Annotated in this window: 21 protein-coding genes; 11 read left to right on the plus strand and 10 right to left on the minus strand. The window is 68.5% G+C overall.

Going from position 1 to position 22,526, the window contains the following annotated elements; genetic code table 11:
- From ACIQU6_RS28440 to ACIQU6_RS28460, 5 genes are all read right to left on the minus strand, one after another.
- Positions 1–962 (minus strand): aminoacyl--tRNA ligase-related protein (locus ACIQU6_RS28440; RefSeq protein WP_403484537.1); only part of this gene is annotated, 962 nt, incomplete at its 3' end.
- A gap of 731 nt (positions 963–1,693) precedes the next feature.
- Entirely contained in the window at positions 1,694–2,920 is a 1,227-nt protein-coding gene (locus ACIQU6_RS28445) for a beta-ketoacyl-[acyl-carrier-protein] synthase family protein (RefSeq protein ID WP_403484538.1), read from the minus strand.
- Positions 2,917–3,174, minus strand: coding sequence for an acyl carrier protein (locus ACIQU6_RS28450; protein WP_403484539.1), 258 nt, complete (start codon positions 3,172–3,174; stop codon positions 2,917–2,919). The genes ACIQU6_RS28445 and ACIQU6_RS28450 overlap by 4 nt, the downstream gene beginning before the upstream one ends.
- Positions 3,171–4,610: a condensation domain-containing protein gene (locus ACIQU6_RS28455; protein ID WP_403484540.1), complete on the minus strand. Its 1,440-nt coding sequence runs from the start codon at positions 4,608–4,610 to the stop codon at positions 3,171–3,173. The genes ACIQU6_RS28450 and ACIQU6_RS28455 overlap by 4 nt, the downstream gene beginning before the upstream one ends.
- A 482-nt stretch (positions 4,611–5,092) precedes the next feature.
- Positions 5,093–6,574 carry an alanine/glycine:cation symporter family protein gene (locus tag ACIQU6_RS28460; RefSeq protein ID WP_403484541.1) on the minus strand — a complete coding sequence of 494 codons (1,482 nt, stop codon included), beginning with the start codon at positions 6,572–6,574 and terminating at the stop codon, positions 5,093–5,095.
- Between the two features lie 407 nt (positions 6,575–6,981).
- Between ACIQU6_RS28460 and ACIQU6_RS28465 the strand changes: the two genes are divergently transcribed.
- The 5 genes from ACIQU6_RS28465 to ACIQU6_RS28485 all read left to right on the plus strand — a co-directional run bounded on the left by ACIQU6_RS28465 (position 6,982) and on the right by ACIQU6_RS28485 (position 13,038).
- On the plus strand, positions 6,982–7,548 hold the full coding sequence (locus tag ACIQU6_RS28465) for a glycerol-3-phosphate responsive antiterminator (protein ID WP_403484542.1): 567 nt from the start codon (positions 6,982–6,984) through the stop codon (positions 7,546–7,548).
- Between the two features lie 276 nt (positions 7,549–7,824).
- Positions 7,825–9,087: a nitrate/nitrite transporter gene (locus ACIQU6_RS28470; protein WP_403484543.1), complete on the plus strand. Its 1,263-nt coding sequence runs from the start codon at positions 7,825–7,827 to the stop codon at positions 9,085–9,087.
- A 47-nt stretch (positions 9,088–9,134) separates the two neighbouring features.
- Entirely contained in the window at positions 9,135–9,911 is a 777-nt protein-coding gene (locus tag ACIQU6_RS28475) for an SDR family oxidoreductase (protein WP_403484544.1), read from the plus strand.
- An 88-nt stretch (positions 9,912–9,999) separates the two neighbouring features.
- Positions 10,000–11,457, plus strand: a complete 1,458-nt coding sequence (locus ACIQU6_RS28480; protein WP_403484545.1) for an FAD-binding oxidoreductase — start codon at positions 10,000–10,002, stop codon at positions 11,455–11,457.
- Positions 11,458–11,604: 147 nt separating this feature from the next.
- The gene (locus tag ACIQU6_RS28485; RefSeq protein ID WP_403484546.1) at positions 11,605–13,038 is read left to right on the plus strand and encodes an FGGY-family carbohydrate kinase; all 1,434 of its coding nucleotides are present in this window, start codon (positions 11,605–11,607) and stop codon (positions 13,036–13,038) included.
- A 201-nt stretch (positions 13,039–13,239) separates the two neighbouring features.
- On the opposite strand, the gene ACIQU6_RS28490 is transcribed toward ACIQU6_RS28485, so the two are convergent.
- Positions 13,240–13,515: a hypothetical protein gene (locus tag ACIQU6_RS28490; protein WP_403484547.1), complete on the minus strand. Its 276-nt coding sequence runs from the start codon at positions 13,513–13,515 to the stop codon at positions 13,240–13,242.
- 157 nt (positions 13,516–13,672) lie between these two features.
- Positions 13,673–14,431, minus strand: a complete 759-nt coding sequence (locus ACIQU6_RS28495; protein ID WP_403484548.1) for an amidohydrolase family protein — start codon at positions 14,429–14,431, stop codon at positions 13,673–13,675.
- A 555-nt stretch (positions 14,432–14,986) separates the two neighbouring features.
- Between ACIQU6_RS28495 and ACIQU6_RS28500 the strand changes: the two genes are divergently transcribed.
- From ACIQU6_RS28500 to ACIQU6_RS28515, 4 genes are all read left to right on the plus strand, one after another.
- On the plus strand, positions 14,987–15,616 hold the full coding sequence (locus ACIQU6_RS28500; RefSeq protein WP_403484602.1) for a DUF1963 domain-containing protein: 630 nt from the start codon (positions 14,987–14,989) through the stop codon (positions 15,614–15,616).
- 199 nt (positions 15,617–15,815) lie between these two features.
- The gene (locus ACIQU6_RS28505) at positions 15,816–16,235 is read left to right on the plus strand and encodes a hypothetical protein (protein WP_403484549.1); all 420 of its coding nucleotides are present in this window, start codon (positions 15,816–15,818) and stop codon (positions 16,233–16,235) included.
- A gap of 297 nt (positions 16,236–16,532) precedes the next feature.
- Positions 16,533–17,123, plus strand: coding sequence for a snapalysin family zinc-dependent metalloprotease (locus ACIQU6_RS28510; protein ID WP_403484550.1), 591 nt, complete (start codon positions 16,533–16,535; stop codon positions 17,121–17,123).
- 288 nt (positions 17,124–17,411) lie between these two features.
- The gene (locus ACIQU6_RS28515; RefSeq protein WP_403484551.1) at positions 17,412–18,362 is read left to right on the plus strand and encodes an NADP-dependent oxidoreductase; all 951 of its coding nucleotides are present in this window, start codon (positions 17,412–17,414) and stop codon (positions 18,360–18,362) included.
- Positions 18,363–18,501: 139 nt separating this feature from the next.
- Here ACIQU6_RS28515 and ACIQU6_RS28520 read toward each other — a convergent pair whose 3' ends face one another.
- Positions 18,502–18,837, minus strand: coding sequence for a cyclic-phosphate processing receiver domain-containing protein (locus ACIQU6_RS28520; protein ID WP_403484552.1), 336 nt, complete (start codon positions 18,835–18,837; stop codon positions 18,502–18,504).
- Positions 18,838–18,923: 86 nt separating this feature from the next.
- Between ACIQU6_RS28520 and ACIQU6_RS28525 the strand changes: the two genes are divergently transcribed.
- Positions 18,924–19,091: a hypothetical protein gene (locus ACIQU6_RS28525; protein ID WP_403484553.1), complete on the plus strand. Its 168-nt coding sequence runs from the start codon at positions 18,924–18,926 to the stop codon at positions 19,089–19,091.
- Between the two features lie 180 nt (positions 19,092–19,271).
- Here ACIQU6_RS28525 and ACIQU6_RS28530 read toward each other — a convergent pair whose 3' ends face one another.
- Positions 19,272–20,708, minus strand: coding sequence for an FAD-dependent monooxygenase (locus ACIQU6_RS28530; RefSeq protein ID WP_403484554.1), 1,437 nt, complete (start codon positions 20,706–20,708; stop codon positions 19,272–19,274).
- A 131-nt stretch (positions 20,709–20,839) separates the two neighbouring features.
- On the opposite strand from ACIQU6_RS28530, the gene ACIQU6_RS28535 reads away from it, so the two are divergent.
- Positions 20,840–21,805 carry an Lrp/AsnC family transcriptional regulator gene (locus ACIQU6_RS28535; protein WP_403484555.1) on the plus strand — a complete coding sequence of 322 codons (966 nt, stop codon included), beginning with the start codon at positions 20,840–20,842 and terminating at the stop codon, positions 21,803–21,805.
- A gap of 159 nt (positions 21,806–21,964) precedes the next feature.
- On the opposite strand, the gene tpg is transcribed toward ACIQU6_RS28535, so the two are convergent.
- Positions 21,965–22,522, minus strand: a complete 558-nt coding sequence (gene tpg / locus ACIQU6_RS28540; RefSeq protein WP_403484556.1) for a telomere-protecting terminal protein Tpg — start codon at positions 22,520–22,522, stop codon at positions 21,965–21,967.
- Between the last annotated feature and the right edge of the window lie 4 nt (positions 22,523–22,526).

Here is a 22,526-nt window from a genome sequence, read left to right on the forward strand (position 1 = left end):
ATGCGGCCGGGCGCACCCAGGTCCTGCGAGCCGGTGAGCACCACCTGGTAGGGAATGCCGAGCTCACGCATCAGCCATTCCTCGTTCTCCAGGCACAGTTGGTGATAGTGCTCGCTCTCGGACGGGTGGCAGTAGACGAACTGTTCGAGCTTGTAGAACTGGTGCACCCGCAGGATCCCGGCGGTGTCGCGGCCGTAACTTCCCGCCTCGGTGCGGAAACACATCGAGTCGCCGAGGTACAGCAGCGGAAGCCGGGGCAGAATTTCCCCGACATGCATGCCGAGCAGCGCCTGCTCGCTGGTGCCGATCAGGGACAGGTCCGAGTCGTTGACCGTGAAGTTGTCCTTGTCCTGGAACGGCAGGTAGCCGGAGGCGAACAGGGTCTCCCGGCGGGCGAGATAGGGGGGCGAGACCAGGTCGAAGCCCTGTTCCCTGGCGCGCTTGATGAACAGGTCCGTCAGGGCGTAGCGGATCTGGACGGCTTCGTTCATCAGTAGGTAGAACCGCGAGCCCGCGACATTCACGCCACGCGGGATGTCGATGGTCGCGGTGAGGCGGCCGAGTTCCTCGTGGGAACGCGGGGCGAAATCGAAGGAGGGTGGGGTGCCGACGGTGCGGACGATTTCGTTCTCTTCTTCGCCGCCGACCGGAACCCGGGGGTCGAGCATGTTGGGCAGCCGTTCCAGGATCTGCTGCAACGTCGTCTCGATGCCCTCCAGTTGCGTCTCAAGGTGCGTTCGGTCCTCCTTGAGCGCGTTGGCCTTGCGCCGGTGCTCGTCCTTGTCGGTGGCGTTCTTCCACTCGCGACCCAACACGGTGATGCCGTGCCGCGTTTCGTCGAGTCGCGTGATGGTTTCGCGCCGTTCACGGTCGAGCGAGACGATCCGCTCGATGTCGACGTCGTAACCCCGACGAGCGCAATTCTCGATGACGGCCTTGGGGTTTTCCAGAATGAACTTCACATCAAGCACGGTTTACCCTAACGATGTTCCGTTGTTTCGCCATGGGCAGCAGAATGCACCATGGCGAGAAAGTCGGTAGGCGGCGACTTCCGCGTCGGCCACGGCCCGCCAGGTGCTGTAGCGGGTGACGGGCTCTGGGAACGCGGCGCTGGCAGAACCCAGCGTGCTCTGCGGGAAGTTCGTTCGGTTCGGCCGCCATGGCCGGTGGAGAATTCAACGGTACCCGGCGCACTGCCGGGGTGGCACCGTGAACGACGCGGGCGAACAGGACGTCGTAACAGACGGCCGGTTGACCGCCGGCCAGCGCTTCGAGCAGGCACAGCGAGAAGGTATCAGCCGAGATCGACGGGTAACAGAAGACCCGCGCGGAGCCCAAAGCGCGGTGATCGTCCTCGCCCGCAGCCATCCCGCCCGGTGCACCGCTTCCGTCGGCCCGTAAGGGTCCCGTGCGGCCCGGGGCTTCCGCTCGACCCCGCCGTTCTCGCACGAGCCGATGGCGATGATGTGCGCATCGGGCCGGTGAAGGCACGGGTGCCGCATGACGTCGGGGATGCCGAACGGCCTTTCCCTGCGGTCAGTTTGGCCGTGCGGGCGACGACGTAGGTCTTCTCGACGGCCGTGGCGGCATGGACCCTCCCCCCGCCACTCGCCGGCCAGGCCAGTGCCGCCTCCACCGCAGACACCGGCCGGGCCACCGGGCCCGCCCCGGCCCCGACCGGTGCTCGTGGCGGCTACGCCCACCGCCGGAGTGCCAGGACCGCGTTATGTCCACCGAAGCCGAATGCGTTGCTCACCGCGAGGTCGATTCGTTGAGGCCGGGCCACCTTGGAGACGAGGTCCAGCTCTATGTCCGGGCCGACCTTCTCCAGGTTGGCGGTCGGCGGGACCCGTTGTTCCTGGAGCGTCAGCACGGTGAGCGCCGCCTCCACCGCTGCGCTGGCGCCGAAGGAGTGGCCCAACACGCCCTTGGCCGAGGTCACGGTGGGGGCGTGCGGCAGGACCCGGGCGATCATCGCGGCCTCGGTGACGTCGTTGAGGCAGGTCGAGGTGCCGTGCGCGTTGACGTGGCCCACTTCCTCGGGAGCGGCGCCGGCTTCGGCGAGCGCGGCACGCAACGCGGCTTCGGCAACGCGGTGTTCGGGGTGCGGGGCGGTGGCGTGCAGGGCGTCGTTGGTGGATCCGCAGCCCGCCAGCGTTGCCCGCGGCACCACACCGCGCCGCAGGGCGTCTTCCGTGCGCTCCAGGACGAGGACGCCGGCGCCCTCCCCCATGACGAACCCGTCGCGGTCGGCGTCGAACGGACGTGAGGCCGCGGCCGGGGCGTCGCGGCGGCCGGACAGTGCCCCCATGCGGTGGAACCCCGCAGCGATCAGCGGTGTGACAGCCGCATCGGCGCCGCCGGCGATCACCACGTCGTAGGCGCCGGACGCGAGCAGGTCCCTGCCGAGCGCTACGGCGTTGGCACTTGAGGCACACGCTGTCGACATGCCCATACTGATACCGCGCGCCCGGAGGGCCATGGAGACCTCGGCAGCGGGCATGTTGGGGAGCATCTTGGGCACCAGGGTCGGTGGGACGGCATCGTGCCCGTCCTCAAGGAGGCCGCGATGGGCACTCTCGCACGCCCACTGGCCGCCGAAGCAGGTGCCGATGATCACGGCCACCCTGGTTCCGTTCCAGGTCTCGGGGTCGAGGCGCGCGTCCCGTACGCCTTCGCACGCCGCGGCGACGGCGAACTGGGAGCAACGGTCCGTGCGCCACAAGGCTCGGCGGCCGAGAAACTCCTCCGGTCGGAAGTCAGGGACGCGGCAGGAGAAGTCGACGGGCAGGCCCGCAAGTGCCGGGTCGGGTGCGGCGGTCGGCAGCCCCACGACCATGGCCCGCCACGTCGTCTCCACCCCGATCCCAGCCGGGGTGACCATGCCCAGACCGGTCACGACGACCTCAGGGCGGGTCATCGCCCCGGCCCCGCTGACCGCCGCGCGAGCTTCGCCTCCACCGTCGCCACCAGCTCACGGACCGTGTTGCGCGGGGTCACCTCGTCCTCTCCGATCTTCACTCCCAACTCCCGTTCCAGGACGAAGAGGAGCTCGACCACGGCCAGGGAGTCCATGTCGAGCGACGACAGGACCGCCTCGGGTTTCATCTCTTGGGGAAGCACGTTGAACGTTTCGGTCAAGACGGCTTCCACGGTCTCGCGCGCACAGGTCATATCGCCTCTCCTGCAGTGTTCGGCCGGCCGTACACGTAGTCACTGGTCCTCGCCACGCTCCGGAACACGTCCCGGACATGGTCGGCATAGCCGGCGATGCCGACGTCGGCGGTCTCCGTGCCGGGGTAGCGCACGGTCATCCACACTCCTTCATGGGTGCGGTGGACCCAGGTGTTCACTCGGTTCCCACGGGTCTTCATCCGAACCACGGGGCGGGCGTTCCATTCGGGCCAGCGCTGCGCCCCGGGGATCACCCGCGTGTCGGTGTAGGAGACGAACGGGAAGACCTCGGGCATCCGTCGCTCCAATTCCTCCTCGATCCCCAGGAGTTCGGCGATCCTCACGATCGGCACCCGGCTCAGGCGCAGTGCCGTCCGCGCGGACTGGTGCGCGAGCGGAACCACATCGCGGAAGCTGTGCGCCGTGGGGGTTTCGATCTCGACCGGGCCGATGCCGATGTACCACCCCATCGAATGCAGCCATTCCGACCGGGAGCGGGTGTGCAGCGGCATGACCGTCCGGTAGACCGGCTCGCCTGTGATCTCGTGGGCGACGACCGCGAAGACCGCGAGCAGGCCGGCGAGGAAGCCGCCGCCCACCGAGTGGCAGGCCGCCTCGACCGCCTCGGCCGCGCGTGCGTCAAGCAGCCGCGTGTCGAGTTTGGTGTGCGGGAGCAGTTCCCCCTCCGCAACACCGAGGTCGAGCGGGAACTCCAGCAGCTTCGCTCCGCCCGCTTCGATGAATCGCTCCCAGGCCCCGACGGCCGGATGGTCAGCACCGATCCGGTCGGCAGCCGCACGCTCCGCCACGCTGAAATCCACATAGCTGCCCACGTGTTGATGGTCGATCCGACGGCCGGCGGCGACGGTCGCGTACAACTCCTGCCATTCCTTGACGGCCGTCATGACGGAGAGTCCGTCGGTGTGCGCGTGGTCAAGCGCCACGATGACCGTGGTGGAATCCGCACGCTCCACGGTCTCCACCACATGGCTGGGCCAGCGGAACGCGCCCGTTGCGTCGTCGATACGTTCCTGAAGCCAGGCGCTCATGCCGTCGCTGCCGGCGAAACCGCCCAGCACCGCGTCGTTCACGGACACCCGGTCGGGGGCCACCGTGAAGCGCTCCGTCCGCGCGCCCACCGCGCGAAATGCGCTGCGCAGCGTCTCGTGACGCTCGACCCACACACGGAGCGTCTCGCGGAACACCTCGACGTCCAGCGGTCCGGGGATCTCGAACGCGAACCCCATCCACATCGGGATCGTGGCGCCGCGCTCCGCGAGCTTCGCGAGGAACTTCAGGTGCCATTCCTGGTTGTACGACAGCGGCGTGGCCCCCTCTGCCGAACCTGCCGCCTCGTCGAAGGGCCGCCCCTCCAGCGTCCACTCCCGGAGCAGCCCGGGTGCCACGTGGTACTCGGCGAGCGTCGTGATCAACATCCGCACACCCCGGCTCGTGTCCCGGGCTTGGCGGTGGTGTTCATGGTGAGCAGATTGCCCATGGAGTGCCCCTCTCTGACCGGGACACCCGAAACATCCCCTGGCTTGGCATACGCAAACGCCGCCTACAGTGGCGAAACGTTAACTCATGGCCATAGAGGCAAAGTTGGGACTTTCTTGAATGTATCTGCGCCTGCTGCCACCCACCCGCGCGCCCCCGCGGGTGGGTGGTGCGCCTTGCGGACACCATGGCGCACCCGCCAGCGCCGAAAGCGGCACTCGGACATCCGATGCGTGACGCGGCTCTCGCCACCCGGACGTTCCCGACCCGGCCTGGCTCGTCGGCGGGATTCCCCCGCCGCGCGAGAGGGACTGATCAGCAAGGGACGCATCGTCGCCCGGCCAGGTGGACCGCACGGATCCGTGCGGTCCACCTGGCCGGGCCGAGGGGTGACTGGTTGGAGGGGGTTCTGGCAGGTCGGTCAGGTCCGTTGGGGGTCCGGCTGGCTCGTGCCGGCCAGGGAGAGCTGGGGGTTGCCGGGCGTGCTGGGCGCGTCCCAGCACTGGATGCCCTTCAGGCCGGGCAGGCGGTCCCGGGTGAAGAGGGGGTCCAGGCCCGCTCGGCGCTGGGCGAGGTAGTCCTCCAGGAGGCGGAAGGCGATGCCGGAGAGGGGAATGATGGCGAGCAGGTTGATCAGGGCCATGATGCCCATGGAGACGTCGGCGAGGTTCCAGACGATCGAGACGGAGCCCAGCGAGCCGAGCACCACCGCGGCCAGGACCAGCGTTCGGTAGGAGGACAGCACCCAGCGCTTGCGGGTGATGAACTGGATGTTGGTCTCGCCGTAGTAGTAGTTCCCGATCATCGAGCTGAAGGCGAGCATGAAGACCACGGCGGTGAGCACGTGGCCGGCCCAGGAGCCGAGGGCGCCGCTCAGCGCGTTCTGGGTGAGGTCGGCGCCCTGCCGGCCGGCGAGCTCGGGGTTGGTGACCAGGACGATGAAGGCGGTCATCGTGCACACCAGGAGGGTGTCGAAGAAGACGCCCAGGGACTGGACGAGGCCCTGCTTGACCGGGTGGGAGACCTCGGCGGCGGCGCCCGCGTTGGGGGCCGAGCCCAGGCCGGCCTCGTTGGAGAACATGCCGCGTCGGATGCCCTGCTGGATGGCCGCGCCGATCCCGCCGGCGGCGAGCTCGCGCAGGCCGAACGCGCCGCCGACGATGTCGGCGATGACGCGGGGGAACTCGGTGATGTTCAGCAGCACCACGGCCAGGCCGAGGACCAGGTAGATGATGGCCATCACCGGGACGAGCACGCTCGTCACGGAGGAGAGTCGGCGGACCCCACCGAAGACGGCCAGGCCCAGCAGGGCGGCCAGCAGCAGGCCGGTGGCCGGGCTGAACCAGGAACTGTCGGCTTCCGGCAGCGAGCCGCCGATCACCGTGGTGATGGTGTTGGCCTGCACGGCGTTGAAGACGAAGCCGAAGGTGGCGGTGATGACCACGGCGAACAGGACGCCGAGCCAGCGCTTCCCGAGGGCCCGCTGCATGTAGTAGGCCGGGCCGCCCCGGTAGGTTCCGGTGGCGCTGCGCACCTTGTAGAGCTGGGCGAGGGCCGACTCCACGAAGGCGGAGGCGGCGCCGATGATCGCCATCGCCCACATCCAGAAGACGGCCCCTGCCCCGCCGAGGGTGATGGCGGTGGCCACACCGGCGATGTTGCCGGTCCCGACCCGGGCGGCCGCCGAGATGGTGAAGGCGCCGAAGGCGGACACCTGCTTACGGCCGTCAGCCCGCGGGGAGGTCTTCTCCCTGAGCACCCGGAAGGTCTCGGGCAGCAGGCGCAGCTGCACGGCCTTCGATCGGATCGTGAAATACAGACCGGCGCCGATGACCAGGGGGATCAGCAGCCAGGTCCACAGGTGATCGCTCAGGGAAACGATCAGCGTGTCCAGGTTCTCCATGCCGGAAGTGTCCCGGGGGGCGAGGAGCCCTCGACAGGGACTAAAGTCCATCGCTCGCAGGTCGCTGGACCTTGGGTTTGCGTCTTTGGTCCTTTTCGCCGTGCGGTGGTGTTCGGGGAGCGGTGTCTTGGGTTCCGTCGCAGGTCGGGGCTGGCACGTCGGTTGTCCGGGGGCCGCGCGGGGTCGGCGGAGGACGGGGGTCACGGAGCCGGGTCGTGGCGTTGGTTGGGGCCTGGTGATGGGGTTGGTCGTGGGGTTCGCCGGGGGGCTGGCTGGGGGCCCTCCCGGGCGCGGCGCGCATACTGGGGGCAGGTGGCAGGGGTGGTGAAGTGCCGGCGTCTTCCGTGCGCTTGGGCGTTGGTGGAGCCTGCTGCCGCATGCCGCTGCTATGTGTCTGGGAGTTGAGTATGGCTACTGCCCTTGCAGAGCTACTGGAAGAGCATCCGGTCGTCGCCAGCGTGGTGGACGAGGCCGGGCTGCGGGCGGTACTGCGTTCCGATTGCCGGATCGTGTTCCTGCTCTACGGCTCGGTCCTCGACCTCCCGGACATCGTGCAGCGGCTGAAGGACGATGGGCGCGTCGTCTTGGTGAACGTCGATCTGCTCGATGGTTTCGCCGGGAAAGAGGTGGTGGTGCGGTACGTCAAGGAGCGGACCGCTGCCGATGGGATTCTCAGCTCGAAGGCGTTCATGGTGCGGGCCGCTCGCGAGCTGGGATTGTTCGCGGTGCACCGTTTCTTCCTCATCGATTCGCTCTCGTACCACAATCTCGCGCCGCAGGTGCGTAGGTCGCAGCGGGACTGTGTGGAGATCCTGCCCGGCTGTATGCCGCGGGTCATCTCGTGGGTTGTGGCGGACATCGGTGTGCCGCTCATCGCCGGTGGGCTGGTCTGTGATCGCGACGATGTGTTCGCGGCCCTGAAGGCGGGTGCGTGCGCGATCGCCTCGTCCAATCGGGACGTCTGGGCCATGTGAGCTGCGCGTCCGCATGTGGTGGAGGCAAAGAAGTGGTTGACAGCGGGAAACGTTCGCTCGTACTGTTCATGAACGGACCGATGAGGGCCGAATAATTTCATACCGGCTCCGGCTCTGCGCCGGAGCAGTTACTAGAGACCAGAGAACAGTAACTCCTCGCCATAGAGGGTTACTGTTCTTTTTTTGTATCCAGTTTTCTCGGATTCTGGACTTCCACGAAGAGGTGGTTGTGCGTTGTCCACGTTGCAAAGATGGGTCAGCTTTCTGGTCCTTTCAATGTCCGGCGGGATCATCTTCCAGGTCGCTTACATTCGCTTTGTGTTCCTCGGACCCACTACCGAGGCACTGCGGTTGTCGGCGCAGGACTACGGCAACATCATTTCGGTGTTCGGCGCCGTTGCGGTGTTCATGTACTTTCTCGGCGGCTGGTTCGCCGACCGGTTCGAGCCGCGGACGCTGATCGTTGTGGCGCTGGCCGGAACCGGCGCCGCCGATCTGTATCTCGCGCAGGCGCCCGGATACTGGGGTGCGCTGGCCGCCCATGTGGTGATGGCCGTGATGGGGATGGGCCTGTACTGGCCGGCGCTGGTCAAGGCGATCGGGATGCTCGGGAGCTCTTCCGAGCAGGGGCGCCTCTTCGGGTTCCTGGAAGGGACACGTGGCGTCACCTCCACCGTGGTGGGGTTCGCCGGCACCGCTATCGTCGCGATGGCCGTGGCACAGTCGGCGGGCGTCATCTGGCTGATCCGGCTCTACGGTGTGCTGTGTTTCGTCTTCGCCGCGCTGGTGTGGTTCTTTGTGAAGGGTGACGCGGGGAGGCTCGCGGAGCTTGGTTCGTCCTCGGTGACGTTGCGTCAGTTGTGGCGGGCGGTGCGGAACAAGTACACGTGGCTCATCGGCATCACCGCCATGCTGATGTACTGCTTCTACACGACGCTCGGCTATTTCTCGCCACTGCTGGAAAACCGCTTCGGTATGGCCGCCGGGCTCATCGGCGTCATCGGCGTCATCCGCACCTATGTCTTTCAGTTCGTGGCGGGCCCCGCGGGTGGTGTCGTCGTCGACAAGGTCACCAAGTCCTCGCCGCGCCTTCTGCGTTGGATGTTCGTCGGCAGCGCCGCCGTTGCCCTGGTTTTCTTGGTACTGCCGCATCAGCCCGCCTATAAGTGGGTGGCGCTGGGCCTGATGTTCCTGCTCTGCCTGTTCGTGTTCACCAGCCGAGGTGTCTACTTCGCGACGGTCGGTGAGGTGGAGATCCCCAAGAACGAGCGGGGCGGTGTCATCGGACTGGCCTCCGGTATCGCGTTCCTGCCCGACGCGTTCCTGCCCTCGCTGTGCGCCTGGTGGATCGGCGACCCCGCAGCGACGCCCGCCGTACCGGAGCAGGGCGGTGGCTACACGACCCTGTTCGTCTTCCTGTTGGCGATGGCGCTGCTGGGGATCTTGGTGACGACCCTGACCACGCGTGCCCGCGCCCGGGACCTGGCTTCCCGCCCCGGGCCCACCCCGACCCCTCCGGCGGTCCCCGTGACCGCCTGAGTCGCCCGGCCCGTCTTCCTGACCCGTACTACCGAAGGCAGAACCCCATGGACATCACGGACTTCCACTCAGGTTTCTTCTCCCTCGCGGGTAAGAACGCCATCGTCACGGGTGGCAACACCGGTTTGGGCCAGGCGTTCTCACTGGCCCTCGCCAAGGCCGGCGCGAACGTCTTCATCCCCTCCGTCGCCGAGGACGACGGCACCACGCGTCGACTCATCGAGGACACCGGGGCTCGTATGGAGTTCCTTGAGGCCGACCTGACGGCGCCGGGCACTCCGCGGCGGATCGTTCGGGGGTGTGTGGAGGCGTTCGGTGCGGTGGATGTGCTGGTGAACTCGGCGGGCATCTGCAACCTCGCCTCTGTGGAGGAGTTCGGTCGGGCCGAATGGGACCCCATGGTCGCGGTCAATCTGACGGCGGCCTTCGAACTCAGCCACGAGGCGGCGCGGTTCATGATTCCGCAGCGCTCGGGGAAGATCATCAACATCGCGTCGATGTTCTCGTTCCTGGGCGGTCAGCGCTCCCCTGCCTATGCCGCGACCAAGCACGGCATCGCAGGACTGACCAAGGCGTACTGCGACGAGCTCGCCCCGCACAACATCCAGGTCAACGCGATCGCGCCCGGTTACTTCGCCACGAAGATCACCGAGGAGACGCGGTCGGACCCGGAGAGCAACAGCCGCGTCCTTTCCCATATCCCGGCCGGGCGTTGGGGGGATGTGGCCGACCTGATGGGGACGACGGTGTTCCTGGCCTCGCGCGCCTCGGACTACGTCAACGGCCATGTGCTGCCGGTGGACGGAGGCTATCTGGTCCGCTGACCCGTCCCCCCCTCCCCCGGCGCACAGCCTCCCTCTTCCTTGCCCTCGTCGCACTTTTGACATCGCAACACCCGAAGGTGAAACCATCATGGCCAAGTCGCATTCGACGCTCACCCGTGCAGACATCCTCAGCGGCCTCGCCGACCTCGTCGCCGCCGAGCAGATCGTCACCGACCCGGAGCAGCTCCGGCAGGCGAGCGTCGACCGCTTCAAGAAGTACCAGTCCGTGCACGGCATCTACGACGGCCCGTTGCCCGCGGCGATCGTCAACGCCCGTTCCACCCAGGACGTCTCACACGTCCTGGCCTTCGCCAACGCCCACGGCATCAACGTGGTCGCCCGCACCGGCCGCACCGGCACCGAGGGCGGGCTGGAGACCGTCGTGGAGGACACGATCGTCCTCGACGGCTCGGGCCTGGACCAGATCCTCGCGATCGACAGCGACAACATGCAGGTCACCGTGGAGTGCGGCGTGCCCCTCCAACTCCTGGAGGACCGCCTGCGCGAGCAGGGCCTGACCACCGGCCACTCCCCCCAATCCAAGCCGCTGGCGCAGTACGGCGGGCTGGTCGCCACCCGCTCGATCGGCCAACTCTCCACGTTGTACGGCGCGATCGAGGACATGGTCGTCGGTCTGGAGGCGGTCTTCGCCGACGGCACCGTCACCCGCGTCAAGAACGTTCCGCGTCGCGCGGCCGGCCCCGACATCCGACACATCGTCATCGGCAACGAGGGCGCGCTGTGTTACCTCACCGAGGTCACGGTCAAGGTCTTCAAGTACCAGCCGGAGAACAACGAGTTCCACGGCTTCCTCGTCGATGACATGGCCACCGGTGTCGCGATGATCCGCGAGGTCGTCACGGGCGGCTACCGCCCCTCGGTGGTGCGCGTCTACTCCCCCGAGGACGCCCGCCAACACTTCGACCACTTCTACCAGGGGAAGGTCGTCGTGGTGTTCGTCGCGGAAGGTCCCAAGGGCCTGGTGCACGCGACGAGCGAGGAGATCACGCGCGTCGCGGCCCAGTATCCGCACACCGCGGTCGACCCTGGACTGATCGAGGAGTGGTTCGCCAACCTCAACTGGGGCGTCGAGAAGATCGAGGCCGAGAAGGAGCACATGCTCAAGGAGGCCGAACTCGGCTACACCACCGAGGTGTCCGTGGACTGGTCTCGCACCGTGGAGCTCTACGACAACGTCATGCACCGCATCCGCAACCACTTCCCGGCGGCAGACGACCTGGTGATGTTGGGCGCCCACTCCTCGCACAGCTACCAAACAGGCACCAACCTGTACTTCGTCTACGACTACCAGATCAACTGCGCGCCGCGCGAGGAGATCGACAAGTACCACATCCCCCTCAACGCCATCATCGTCGAAGAGGCCCTGAAGGTCGGCGGCTCGATCGTGCACCACCACGGCATCGGCAAGTACCGGGCACCGTGGACACGTGAGGAGCACGGCAGCGCGTACTACCTGCTGGCCAAGCTCAAGGAGACGTTCGACCCGAACGGGATCATGAACAAGGGCACGATCTTCCCCCTCTAGGGCCAGTGCCCCTCTAGGACCAGAGGCCCCTCCCGCACCGCGCAACACCGCTGTGCACACGGCCCCGCCGCGCCCGGGCGCGCGGCGGGCCGCCTCTTCCTCTCCCCCCGCCGGACAGCGCCGTCCGGCCCGCACCCCGGAGTCGGCATGACCAGCACCCGTCCCCGCTACTTCATCGGCATCGACAACGGTTCACAGTCCTCGAAGGTAACCGTCTTCGACACCCGCGGCCGGGCTGTGAGCGAGGGTCGCGCCGCCCTCCGCCCCTACCACACCCCCCGCCCCGGCATCGTCGAGCACCCCGACGACGACCTGTGGACGACCATCGGCCAGGCGAGCCGGGCGGCGCTCGCCGCCTTCCCTGGTGACCCGGCAGACATCGCCGGAGTCGGCCTGTGCACCATCCGCTTTTGCCGCGCGGTACTCAAGGCAGACGGCACACTGGCCCAGCCCGTCATGAGTTGGATGGACCAACGCGTCTCCCAACCACACGCCGTACCGGACGCGGCATATGTGACCACGTCCTCCGGCTACCTCACCCACCGCATGACGGGCACCTTCCGCGACACCGCCGCCAACTACGCAGGCAGATGGCCCGTCGACCCCGGGACCTGGAACTGGTCCACGGATGACGAGCAGTTGGCAGCCTTCGGCGTCACGCGGTCCATGCTGTTCGACCTCGTCCAGCCCGGCGAGATCCTCGGCCAGGTCACCCCGCAGGCCGCCGCTCACACCGGCATCCCCGCGGGCATCCCCGTCGTAGCGACCGCCAACGACAAGGCCGTCGAGGCACTCGGCTGCGGACTGCGCAGTCCCCACACCCTTCTGATCTCACTCGGCACCTACGTCGCCGGCATGACCACCGGAACACACCACGTACCGGCCGCCCGGGACTTCTGGACCAACTACGCGAGCGAGCCCGGCCGTTACCTCTACGAATCCACCGGCGTACGCCGCGGCATGTGGACCGTGAGCTGGTACCGCGACCTCCTCGGCGAAGAAGCGGCCCTCCACGCACGAGCCGCCGGACTCAGCGTCGAGGACTACCTCAACGCCCAAGCCGAAAAGGTCCCCGCCGGCTGCGACGGCCTCATGACGGTCCTGGACTGGCTCGCCCCGTCCACCGCGCCCTTCCGCAAGGGCACCCTCCTGGGCTTCGACGGCCGCCAAGGCCGCTTCCACATCTACCGCTCCATCCTCGAAGCACTCGCCCTGACCATCCACGACACCTCCGCCCGCATGGCCACCGAACTGGGCACCACCTTCGACGAAGTCATCCTCACCGGCGGCGGCTCCCACTCAGACCTCATGATGCAGATCCACGCCGACGTCCACGGCCTCCCCACTCACCGCGCCACCGCCACCAGCACGGCCGGCCTCGGCGCGGCCATCTGCACGGCAGTCGCCCTCGGCACCTACGCGAACACCGACGAAGCCCTCACCCACATGACCCGCCCAGGCACGGTGTTCGAACCCAACGAGGCCAACCACGCGACCTACCAACGCCTCGACCAGGTATACCGAAACATCCGCAACCACACCGACGCCATCTACCAGCACACCTACGGCATCTTCAACTGAACCAACGCCGCGGCCGATCTCGGCGGAGGCGGCGAGCGCGCTTGAGCACGTCAACCGCTGCCCCGACGCCGACGCTCCTACCGCTCTCGGCAGCGCCGATTTCACCCTGTCATCACCTGGCGGCGGGTGCGGCACTGACCCAACCCGCCGCCCTCGCACATCCACACGCCGGGACGTCGAAGGCGCCCCGACCTCGGCGGTCTACAACCGTTCCAGGAGCCGCACCGTGCAGGACGCATGCCATGTGCGGTCGGTGGCGACTATCAGAACCTCGTCGTCGACGCCCAAGCGGCAGCAGATGGCCGTGGGGACACCCTTCAGCGCTTCGGGGGTGTACTTCTGTGCCTCCTCGCGCAGCCGCTTCTGCGCGACTGTCCGATCCAACTCCCCCAGTGGTTGGAGGGTCTTCACCCGGCGTTGCGCCGGTCCGCCCTCCACCTCGACCATCTCCTCGGCCACGATCAGCCACTTCGCCATGGACAACCTCACTCCTCACTCCCCGACGCCGTCTTCCCTCACCACGCCCCACCACAGCAGGACGTTCCCGCAACTCGTGGCCATTCATGGAGATTTGACGTCTGCTCAGTAGATCCACAGTGGTGCCCTGCCGTTGCAGTCGCAGACCGGCGAAGGATCAGCTCCTGCCGATCCGGTAGTGCGCGGCGGCGTTGTCGTGGAGGACGGCCTCGACGTGCTCGGCGCCCACCAGGTCGGCGAGGCGGTACAGGTCGGCGTCTTCGAAGGGACGGCGGGCTCGGGTGGAGGGGAGGTCGGAACCGAACATCAGGGCTGTGGGGTCGGCCTTGACGATGGCCCGGACCGTCTCGTCAACGTCGAGGTCCACACGACCGAAACCGGTGGCCTTCACCCTCGCACCGGTGTCCACCAGGCGCAGCAGGTGCGGCAACCCTTCGGCGGTCAGGCCGAGATGGTCAATGCTCACCGAGGGCAGTGCGCTCAGCGTCGCATACAGGTCGGGCAGGTCGGCGGCATCGATGTAGAGCTCGGTGTGCCAGCCGGCGACCTCGTGCACCTTGCGGGCGAGGGTGTCCAGTTGGTCGAGAGTCTCGGAGCCGCCACGGCGGACGTTGAACCGCACGGCGCGTACCCCTGCGGCGTCCAGTCGGGCGATCTCCTCGTCGGAGACCGTGGCAGGCAGTTGCGTCACACCGACGAAGCCCGGGCCCAACTGCCGCAGCGCGTCGGTCAGGTAGCTCTGGTCGAACGCCTGGAACGATCCGGAAACCACCGCTCCGCCGGTCACGTTCAGAGCGGCGACCCGCTCGCGGAAGTGGGTGACGGTGAATTCGGGCGGCAGATAGCCGTCGTTCTCCACCAGCGGGAAGCGCTGGTCGATGATGTGGAAGTGGGCGTCGAAGACACGTGCACTCATGAACTGGGGTTTCCTTTCATTTCTACGCGTCCGCGGTGCTGTCCGCGGGACCTTGCCGAACTCGACCGGCTCCCCAACTCCCCTTCCTTACCAGGCCGTTCTTCTGTACCAGCGCACCTCAGCGCCCCCGGACCGTTCGACGTACTGTCCCCCATCGCCGTCATGGATCACATCCTCGCACCCGCCACTGACATCCCGCTGCACGCCACCGGCGAGCAGCCAGGCCAAGAGCACCGGGACACCGCCGCATGACCGCCGCCGTGCCTGACAGCACAGCGTGCAGCGTGCAGGGGGATGGTGGGTTGATGGATGGTTGATGGTGGGTTGATGATCGGCGCTGGGCTGGGCGAGGAGCTTGGCATGAGGGCTCGTTGGGCGGTTGGGCCTCGATGCAGGCGACGCACGGGGGCCCGCTCACACGCTGGGCATCGTTTCGCAGATCAGGCGCTTGTGTGGCAGCAAGGCACGTCGGTCAGGGTACTGGCGGGAGGTCGGGGGCGGCTCGCTCTCGCGATGTCAGTGGTGTGTCCTAGAGTCCTGGTTATGACGACTTTGATGATTGATGCGGGTCCGGTCGCACCGACTACTCTGGTTACCCGGACCGGTGGAGTGCCTCTGGCTCCGGCTGGTGCTCCGTGGCCCTGCTGCGCTTCGTGCGAGGGCCCGATGCAGTTCCTCGCCCAGGTGGTCCTGGATGACCTCGGAGACGGAGTGGGGAACCGGGGAATCCTCGCCCTGTTCGCGTGCCAGAACGACCCGGGCATGTGCGACGACTGGGATCCGGACTCCGGCGGGAACCAGGCATCACTCTTCCCCGCGGATGGCCTTGAGCCACTGCCTCGGCCCGAAGGCGGTGTCGACGAGGCCCTGCTTGTGCTCGGTTCCGTTCGGGGGGTCAGCTTGGTGCACGTGGACGAGCCCAACTACGACCAGGCCGGCGGAGAGTGGGCAGCGGGGGACGACCGCACCGCGCCATCCGTGCTCGGCCAGCTCGGCGGAAGTCCCGCCTGGCTTCAGGGTGATGAGACGCCGTCCTGTCCCTCATGCGCCTCCCCCATGCCACTGATCGTCCAGCTCGAAGAAGGCCCCGACCACAGCACCGCCATGAACTTCGGCGGTGGCGGCGGCGCCTACGCGTTCGCCTGCGAGCCGTGCCGCCGTGCGAGGTTCCTGTGGCAGTGCTGAGTCGGACTCAACAGACGTGAGGAGCTTGGCGTCGACGAGTGGGTTTCGCCGTTGACGATGCCGTGCCGCGACGCCGCAGTCCGTGCAGGGGTGCCGCCTTGCTCGATGAGATGCCGGCCCGTCACGTCGCGTCGCGGGATACCACCCACTCCCTCCCCTCCTTCTCCTCGAAGAGCGCGCCTCCCGGAGTTGAACCGGGATGGCCCGCGACGTCACCCTCCTCTCCCCCTCCCCGAGCCGAGCAGCCGGGACCGCAGGAGAGTTCGCTCGGTGGGTCGCCCCGCTGTGGCCGGTGGCCGAGCCGTGGCCCGTGTGCGCCGAACCGGATCACTACGAGCCGCTCAGCACGCCCGTCGGGCCCGCACCGGTCGCGATGGTCCCGGTGGGCCAGCTCTACGCGCGGGACGTGCCCGCCCTCGTCTTCCCCTCCGGCCCCGACCTGTTGCAGATTCCGTGGTGTCCGCTCGATCATGAGGACGACAACGGTGACGACTACCCGGTGAAGATGGGCATGGACGTCAAGACGCCGCAGGGCGCGACGACCACCACCATGGACTTCTCCGAATTACGGGACCAAGGCATCGGTGGGGCGCGGCGGGGCGAGGGTTGGTCAGCGTAGGGCCAGCGCCGTGTCCCAAGCGGGGGCGATGTGTAGCAGGTCGGCCCAGCCGTGCCAGAGGGGGCGTCGGCCACCGCGCGTGGACGCTTGCGTGCGCGCAGCGGCCTGGCGTCACTCAGCCCCCTCCGGCCACGACCGGCGCCCGGCACCTCCCACCCGATCCGTCGTCAACTCCTGTGCGCTTTGAGCCAACTTGAAGCCACTGGGGCGCGATTGCCGACGGAGAGGTTGTCGTGTTCGCGACGAACCCCGTTTACTGCGGGCACCAGTTGAGACACGAGGAGGCGCACCCGTCCCATGATCAAGCAACTAGCCGCCCTGGCGGCGCTTGTCCCAGCCATACTGAGCCCCACGGTCGGTGTCGCTTCGGCGCACTCCTCGCCGCACGCACCCTCGGCCGTGGTCACCCTGACCTATGACGCCAGCGGCGCCGGCCAGTGGGCGGACCCGATCAAGCAGGCCGTGCAGAACTGGAACGCCGCGGTGCACAACGTGCGCTTGGAGCCGGCGGGCACCGGCGCCTCGGCCGACTACGTCTACACGGCGACCAGCGGCTGGCCGCAGACCACGTTGGGGCCGATCTTCCCCGGCGGCAGCGGTGAAGTGCAGTTGGGCCAGCAAGCGGTGGACGAGGGCTACGACACGACCCGGATCGCGGCGCACGAAACCGGGCACATCCTCGGGCTGCCCGACGACTACAGCGGCCCCTGCTCGGAGCTCATGTCCGGCCACGGCCCCGGCACGTCCTGCACGAACGCCAAGCCGAACGCGGCCGAGGCGGCGCAGGTCGACAAGAACTACGCCGCCGGCGGACCGGCGGTGCGCCCGCATCGTCACCAGGTGGTGATCGACATCTGGTCCAGCCGGGTTCCCGCCGGCTCGCACTGACCGGCCGTCAGCCCACCTGCCGCAGGGGACGGCTGCGGCAGAGGGCGGGCCGATCGGCGAGCGCCCCGGCGCCGACTGTCAGCACAGCGGCAACGCCGACCGTCAGCACGGTTACGGACGTCGCGGGGCCGATTCCCATCAATACCGGTGCGCCGGCGACCAAGACGCGACACCGCACAAGCCCCGAAGCACGGAGAAGGCTCTCTGCCGCTCGCGAGCCGGGGTTGTACGTCAAGCACGCGCCCCTTAGGGTTAGTTCGATAGTTGACGTACAAAGAGGTGAGAGCTATGCGTGCGATCGGTCTGACGGAGTTTGGTGGTCCCGAAGTACTGCGGGTGATCGAGCTGCCGGATCCGGTGCCGGGCCGCGGCGAAGTGCGCATCCGCGTCCACGCCGCCTCGGTCAACCCCACCGACACCTTGCTCCGCTCCGGCGCCACCCGCGGACGGTTCAACGGCCGCCCGGGGCCGTACGTACCGGGCATGGACGCGGCCGGCGTGGTCGACGCGATCGGACCGGACACCGCCACCCCGCTCCGGCAGGGGGACGCAGTGATCGCGATCGTGCGCCCCTACGAGCCGCACGGCGGCGCCTACGCCGAATTCGTCGTGGTGCCGGTGGAGTCGGTGGTGCCGATGCTCACCGGCGTGGACTTCCCGGCCGCCTCGACGCTGCTGATGAACGCCCTCACCGCCCGGGTCGGGCTGGACAGGCTCGACGTGCCGGCCGGCGGCACCGTCGCGGTAACCGGAGCGGCCGGGGCCTTCGGGGGGTATGCGGTGCAACTGGCCAAGAGCCAGGGGCTGCGGGTGTTGGCCGACGCCGCGCCGGCCGACGCGCAGTTGGTGGCAGACCTCGGCGCCGACGAGGTGGTGTCGCGCGGTGATGACGTCGCCGATCGGTTCCGTGCGCTCGCGCCCGACGGGGTGGACGGCGTCCTCGACGGAGCGATGCTGCACGAGTTGGTCCTCCCGGCGATCCGGGACGGTGGTGGTATCGCCGTCATCCGTGGCTGGGACGGCCCGGTGGACCGCGGTATCCGGGTGCATCCGGTCTGGGTCAACGAGGCGGCCACCGACCACGCCCGGCTGCTCCGGCTGCGCGACCAGGCGGAGGCGGGCGAACTGACGCTGCGCGTGGCCGACGTCATGCCCGCCGACCAAGCGGTGTCTGCGCACCGGCGACTGGCCAAGGGCGGGCTGCGGGGCCGACTCGTACTGGACTTCACCGCCGTGTGACGGCCTGGCGGCCGCAGAGCACGCGACCGCCTTCCCCGCCAACGGCAGGGTCTGCGAGACGAGGCGATGCGGCGTGCAATGCGCTGGGGCATCCACCGGGCGAGGTCCCGGGGCCCTCCTCCTCAGGACCTCGCCCGGTCTAGGCCGCTGCCCGACACACTGGATAGTTCCAGCGCCTGAGCGCTCGGACCATGGTTTCGGCGCCGATGGGATTGGCGCTGTGGACGAAGACCATCCCGATGGGGAAGGGCCGCCCGTTGAAGGCGGCTTCCTCCATCATGGCCACCACAGGCATGATGCCGTCCTCACCCCCGAGGTCGTGGTCGAGCCAGAGTTCGTCGATGAAGCCGTCACGGTGCTCTTGCAGGAGTTGGATACCTTCACGGCTGGTGCGGGCTGTCCGCGTGGCCCTGGGCAGCGGCCGGAGGTCGTCGATGCCGAGGATGACGGGCTGCGGTGTGGTGGCGTCTGTCATCCGTTCATCGTCGCAGAGCGCGACGGCGAGCGCGTTTGAGTATGTCAACCGATGTCCGACGGCGCTGAGACCAGCAGGATGTCTCCGTGATCGAAGACGAACGCAATGACCAGGCCCCTCCTGCACGCCCCGTCCCCGACCGTCAGGCAGCGGAGAAGGCGATGAAGGCCGTCCTCCTCGTAGCGGCCGTAGCAGGAGGGCTCCCGCTGCTCTACCTGGCTTTCATGATCGGCATGTACGCCATGGGCACCTGAACCCGGCAGCCACCCGCCCCAGTCGGTGGACGTACGACGCCACGGCGTCCGAGGGTGGCTGCACTCGGAGAGGCGGGCGGGCCGGGCCGACTGGTCGGGCCGGAGCGCGATGGTGGTCACCGTCGACGCGCGCTGATGACCACCGGCCTCTCCGCGACGGCCGGTTCCGTGAACGTCGGCTCAGCGGGGTTCGCCGAACCAGCGGTGCAGCGCCGGTTCCAGGGCGTCCGCGCCGGCCCAACACACGTAGCCGTCCGGCCGGATGAGCATCGGTTCGGTGTCGGCGCCCCGGCCCACCCGGTCCACCCGGTCCGACCAGGGGCCGGCGATCCCGGCGAATGCGTCGGCCGGGTCGAGCAGGATGCCGTGCCCGGAACGCAGCAGTTCGTGCACCCGGGCCGGGCCGAGGTCCAGGTCCGGTGCGGGCCGGCCGACGAGCGGATGGGTTTCGGTGCCCGGCATCGGATAGCGGATGGCCATCCCGGACATCAGGTCGGCGAGATGGTGCTGGACGTCCGGCAGTTGGGCCAAGGCCGTGAAGATCTCCCGGGCGGCCAGCACCTCCGGATCGCGGGTGCCGGCCCAGTCCATCAGCAGGCTCTGTGCCCGGACGTTGCGCAGTACGGCGGCCCCGGCCGGATGCCGTTCCGCGTGATACGTGTCGAGCAGGTTCCGCGGTGCCCAACCGCGCACGGCGGCGCCGAGCTTCCAACCGAGGTTGAGCGCGTCCTGCATCCCGGTGTTCATGCCCTGTGCGCCGAGCGGAAGGTGGACATGAGCGGCATCGCCCGCGAGGAACACCCGCCCGTGCCGGTACTGCGCGACCTGCCGCGACGCGTTGGTGATACGGCGGGCGTAGCGCAGTTCGAGCAGGTGCACCCGGGTTCCGAACACGGTGCTCAGGCCGTGTCGGATTTCGTCCTCGGTGACCGGGACCTCCCTCGGCAGTGACTGGCCCGGCCCGCCGAGGACCAGTCGGCGCAGCTGCCTGCCCTGCGGATCGGTGCCGAGCGGGAACAGTGCCGCCCAGTGTCCGTCCTCGTTCCAAGTGTGTGACGTGGACGGATCGGTGCCGCCCAGCCGCACGTCGGCGGCGATGACCGTCAACGTGCCTTGCTGGCCGGGGAATTCGGCCCGCAGCAGGGACCGTACGGTGCTGTGTGCGCCGTCGGCGGCAACGAGGTATCGGGAGCGGAGGGTGGCGTCGTCGGCGAAGGTCGCGGTGACGCCGGTGTCGTCCTGGGCGAGGCCGACCAGTTCGTGGTCCCTGCGGGGGTGGAGGCCGTGCGCGGCGAGATGCTTCTCGAAGAATCCCTCGATCACCACCTGTGGCACGGACCGCCATGGCAGGCGGTGCCTGTTGGAGTGGAGTGGCAGTGGTATGCCGGCGAAGTGGCCCGTGGTGACGGGGTGGTCTCCGGTGGCCAACAAGGGTTCCAGCAGCCCTCGTTGGTCGAGTGCCTCCAGTGTGCGGGACTGCACGCCGCCCGCCTTGGACAGGTCACTGCGCTGCGGGAGCCTGTCGACCCACGCAGTCGAAACCCCCGCCATCAGCAGTTCGTTGGCCAGCGTCATTCCGGTCGGGCCGGCTCCGACGATGAGCACATCGGTGTCCACGGACTCTCCTTGGGTCTGTGTCGGTCCTGTCGGTGTCGACCAGGACAGGATCAACGGTCCGTCGGCCGGGCCGCCCGAGCCAGAATCCGGCTTGATTGCGTTGGCATCTGACACGGTCTAGCCTCAGCTCGGTGGAATCCGACTACGACGAGCTGGACCGGCGGCTCGTGCACGCCCTGCAGATCGACGGCCGTGCCCCGTTCAGCACCATCGCCGAGGTTCTCGGCGTATCGGATCGCACCGTCGCCCGCCGCTACGCCCGGCTGCGGTCGGCCGGGGCGGTACGGGTGCTCGGCGGGGTCGACCCGACCGCGCTGGGCGCCGTCCTGTGGTTTCTGCGGGTGCGATGTGCGCCCGCTGCGTCGCTTCCGGTCGCCGAGGCGCTGGCCAGACGCCCCGACACGTCCTGGGTGAGCCTCAGTTCCGGCGGCACCGAGATCACCTGCGTGGTCCGAACCGAGAACGAGACGGACAGCGAGGCGCTGCTGCTGGCCAAACTCCCCCACACCCCGCGCGTGGAGGGCGTGACCGCGCACTCCGTGCTGCACGCCTTCTACGGCGGCCCGGACAACCTGGTGGGAAAACTCGGCTCGTTGGACGAGGCGGCGATCGCGCGACTGCGCCCGCCTCCGGTGCCGCACCGACGGGGACCGGTGCGGCTCGACGACGGTGACCGCAAGCTCCTCGCCCTGCTCGCCACCGACGGCCGGGCCGGGTTCGAGCAGTTGGCCGCGGCGACGGGCTGGTCGCCGACGACGGTCCGGCGCCGAATGACGGAGTTGCGCGAACTCGGCCTGCTCTACCTCGACATCGACGTCGACTGGCGCATGTTCGGCGTGCACGCCCGAACGCTGCTCTGGCTCTCGGTCGCCCCGGCGTACCTGGAGGAGGTCGGCCAGGCGCTGGCCGGGCATCCGGAGATCGCGTTCGCCGCCGCCACGACCGGCCCGACCAACGTGTACGCGAGCGTGGTGTGCGCGAACCAACGGGAGTTGTATCGGTACCTGACCACCCGGGTCGCCGCGCTCCCCGCCGTCACACACCTCGAAACGGCACCCGTGATCAGGACCGTCAAGAAGGCAGCGAACCAGGCATAGCGGCCGACCAGCGCCCCTGCCGTGGCGATCGCGCGCGGCACGCTGCCTGTCAGCAGGCCCGCACCTCGCGACGGTCCTCGTGATGCCACCCCGCCTTGCTGACGCCCCTCGCGCTTCGACCCAACTGGTCCCGGATCGCGAGCCGTTCGGGCGTGACCGCTACAGGTCGAACTCCACGTGCTCGACGTCGGTGAAGCGCACCTCCTCCAGGCTCCCGGCGCGGCGGCCGTTGTCCTGGAAGTACACCTCTTTGAGCGCCTCGGCCGCGATCTCCCGAAGCTGTTGGTCGCCGGCGCCGGTCTGTTGGGCGTCGAAGAGGCGGGCGGCGTGGCGGGGTGGGAGGGCGACGGTCAGATGGCGGATGCGGTCCTGGTCGGTGGAGCCGATCGGTGCGGTGTAACCGAGGCGGGCGCGGGTGTCGATGACGATGCCACCGGTGGTCGCCGCGTGTTCCCGGGCCTTGGCCCGGATCTGCGGCTGCCACCGCTTCTTCACCTCGCGTTCCAGGCGTGCGGCGAGGTCCGGTCGCGGCTTCTTGAGCTGGTCCTTGACGTACCGTTCGACGGTGCGTTGGGAGACCCGCAACAGCTCGGCGACCCGCCTGGTGCCCTTGAGCTGCTTGACCAGGTACCGCATCTGCGCGCCGGCCGACTTCGGTGCAGGGCGGGTGAACGACTTCTGCACCGCCTTGTCCAGGCCGTCCCCGAAGATGTCCATGTCC

The organism is Streptomyces sp. NPDC090442, assembly GCF_044769405.1.
In the GTDB taxonomy this organism is placed as follows: domain Bacteria; phylum Actinomycetota; class Actinomycetes; order Streptomycetales; family Streptomycetaceae; genus Streptomyces.

Coding starts and splice junctions, on each gene's coding strand:
- ACIQU6_RS28445 (WP_403484538.1), bottom strand. CDS start 2,920: ATGACCCGCCCTGAGGTCGTCGTGACCGGTCTGGGCATGGTCACCCCG.
- ACIQU6_RS28450 (WP_403484539.1), bottom strand. CDS start 3,174: ATGACCTGTGCGCGCGAGACCGTGGAAGCCGTCTTGACCGAAACGTTC.
- ACIQU6_RS28455 (WP_403484540.1), bottom strand. CDS start 4,610: ATGTTGATCACGACGCTCGCCGAGTACCACGTGGCACCCGGGCTGCTC.
- ACIQU6_RS28460 (WP_403484541.1), bottom strand. CDS start 6,574: ATGGAGAACCTGGACACGCTGATCGTTTCCCTGAGCGATCACCTGTGG.
- ACIQU6_RS28465 (WP_403484542.1), top strand. CDS start 6,982: ATGGCTACTGCCCTTGCAGAGCTACTGGAAGAGCATCCGGTCGTCGCC.
- ACIQU6_RS28470 (WP_403484543.1), top strand. CDS start 7,825: ATGTCCGGCGGGATCATCTTCCAGGTCGCTTACATTCGCTTTGTGTTC.
- ACIQU6_RS28475 (WP_403484544.1), top strand. CDS start 9,135: ATGGACATCACGGACTTCCACTCAGGTTTCTTCTCCCTCGCGGGTAAG.
- ACIQU6_RS28480 (WP_403484545.1), top strand. CDS start 10,000: ATGGCCAAGTCGCATTCGACGCTCACCCGTGCAGACATCCTCAGCGGC.
- ACIQU6_RS28485 (WP_403484546.1), top strand. CDS start 11,605: ATGACCAGCACCCGTCCCCGCTACTTCATCGGCATCGACAACGGTTCA.
- ACIQU6_RS28490 (WP_403484547.1), bottom strand. CDS start 13,515: ATGGCGAAGTGGCTGATCGTGGCCGAGGAGATGGTCGAGGTGGAGGGC.
- ACIQU6_RS28495 (WP_403484548.1), bottom strand. CDS start 14,431: ATGAGTGCACGTGTCTTCGACGCCCACTTCCACATCATCGACCAGCGC.
- ACIQU6_RS28500 (WP_403484602.1), top strand. CDS start 14,987: ATGATTGATGCGGGTCCGGTCGCACCGACTACTCTGGTTACCCGGACC.
- ACIQU6_RS28505 (WP_403484549.1), top strand. CDS start 15,816: ATGGCCCGCGACGTCACCCTCCTCTCCCCCTCCCCGAGCCGAGCAGCC.
- ACIQU6_RS28510 (WP_403484550.1), top strand. CDS start 16,533: ATGATCAAGCAACTAGCCGCCCTGGCGGCGCTTGTCCCAGCCATACTG.
- ACIQU6_RS28515 (WP_403484551.1), top strand. CDS start 17,412: ATGCGTGCGATCGGTCTGACGGAGTTTGGTGGTCCCGAAGTACTGCGG.
- ACIQU6_RS28520 (WP_403484552.1), bottom strand. CDS start 18,837: ATGACAGACGCCACCACACCGCAGCCCGTCATCCTCGGCATCGACGAC.
- tpg (WP_403484556.1), bottom strand. CDS start 22,522: ATGGACATCTTCGGGGACGGCCTGGACAAGGCGGTGCAGAAGTCGTTC.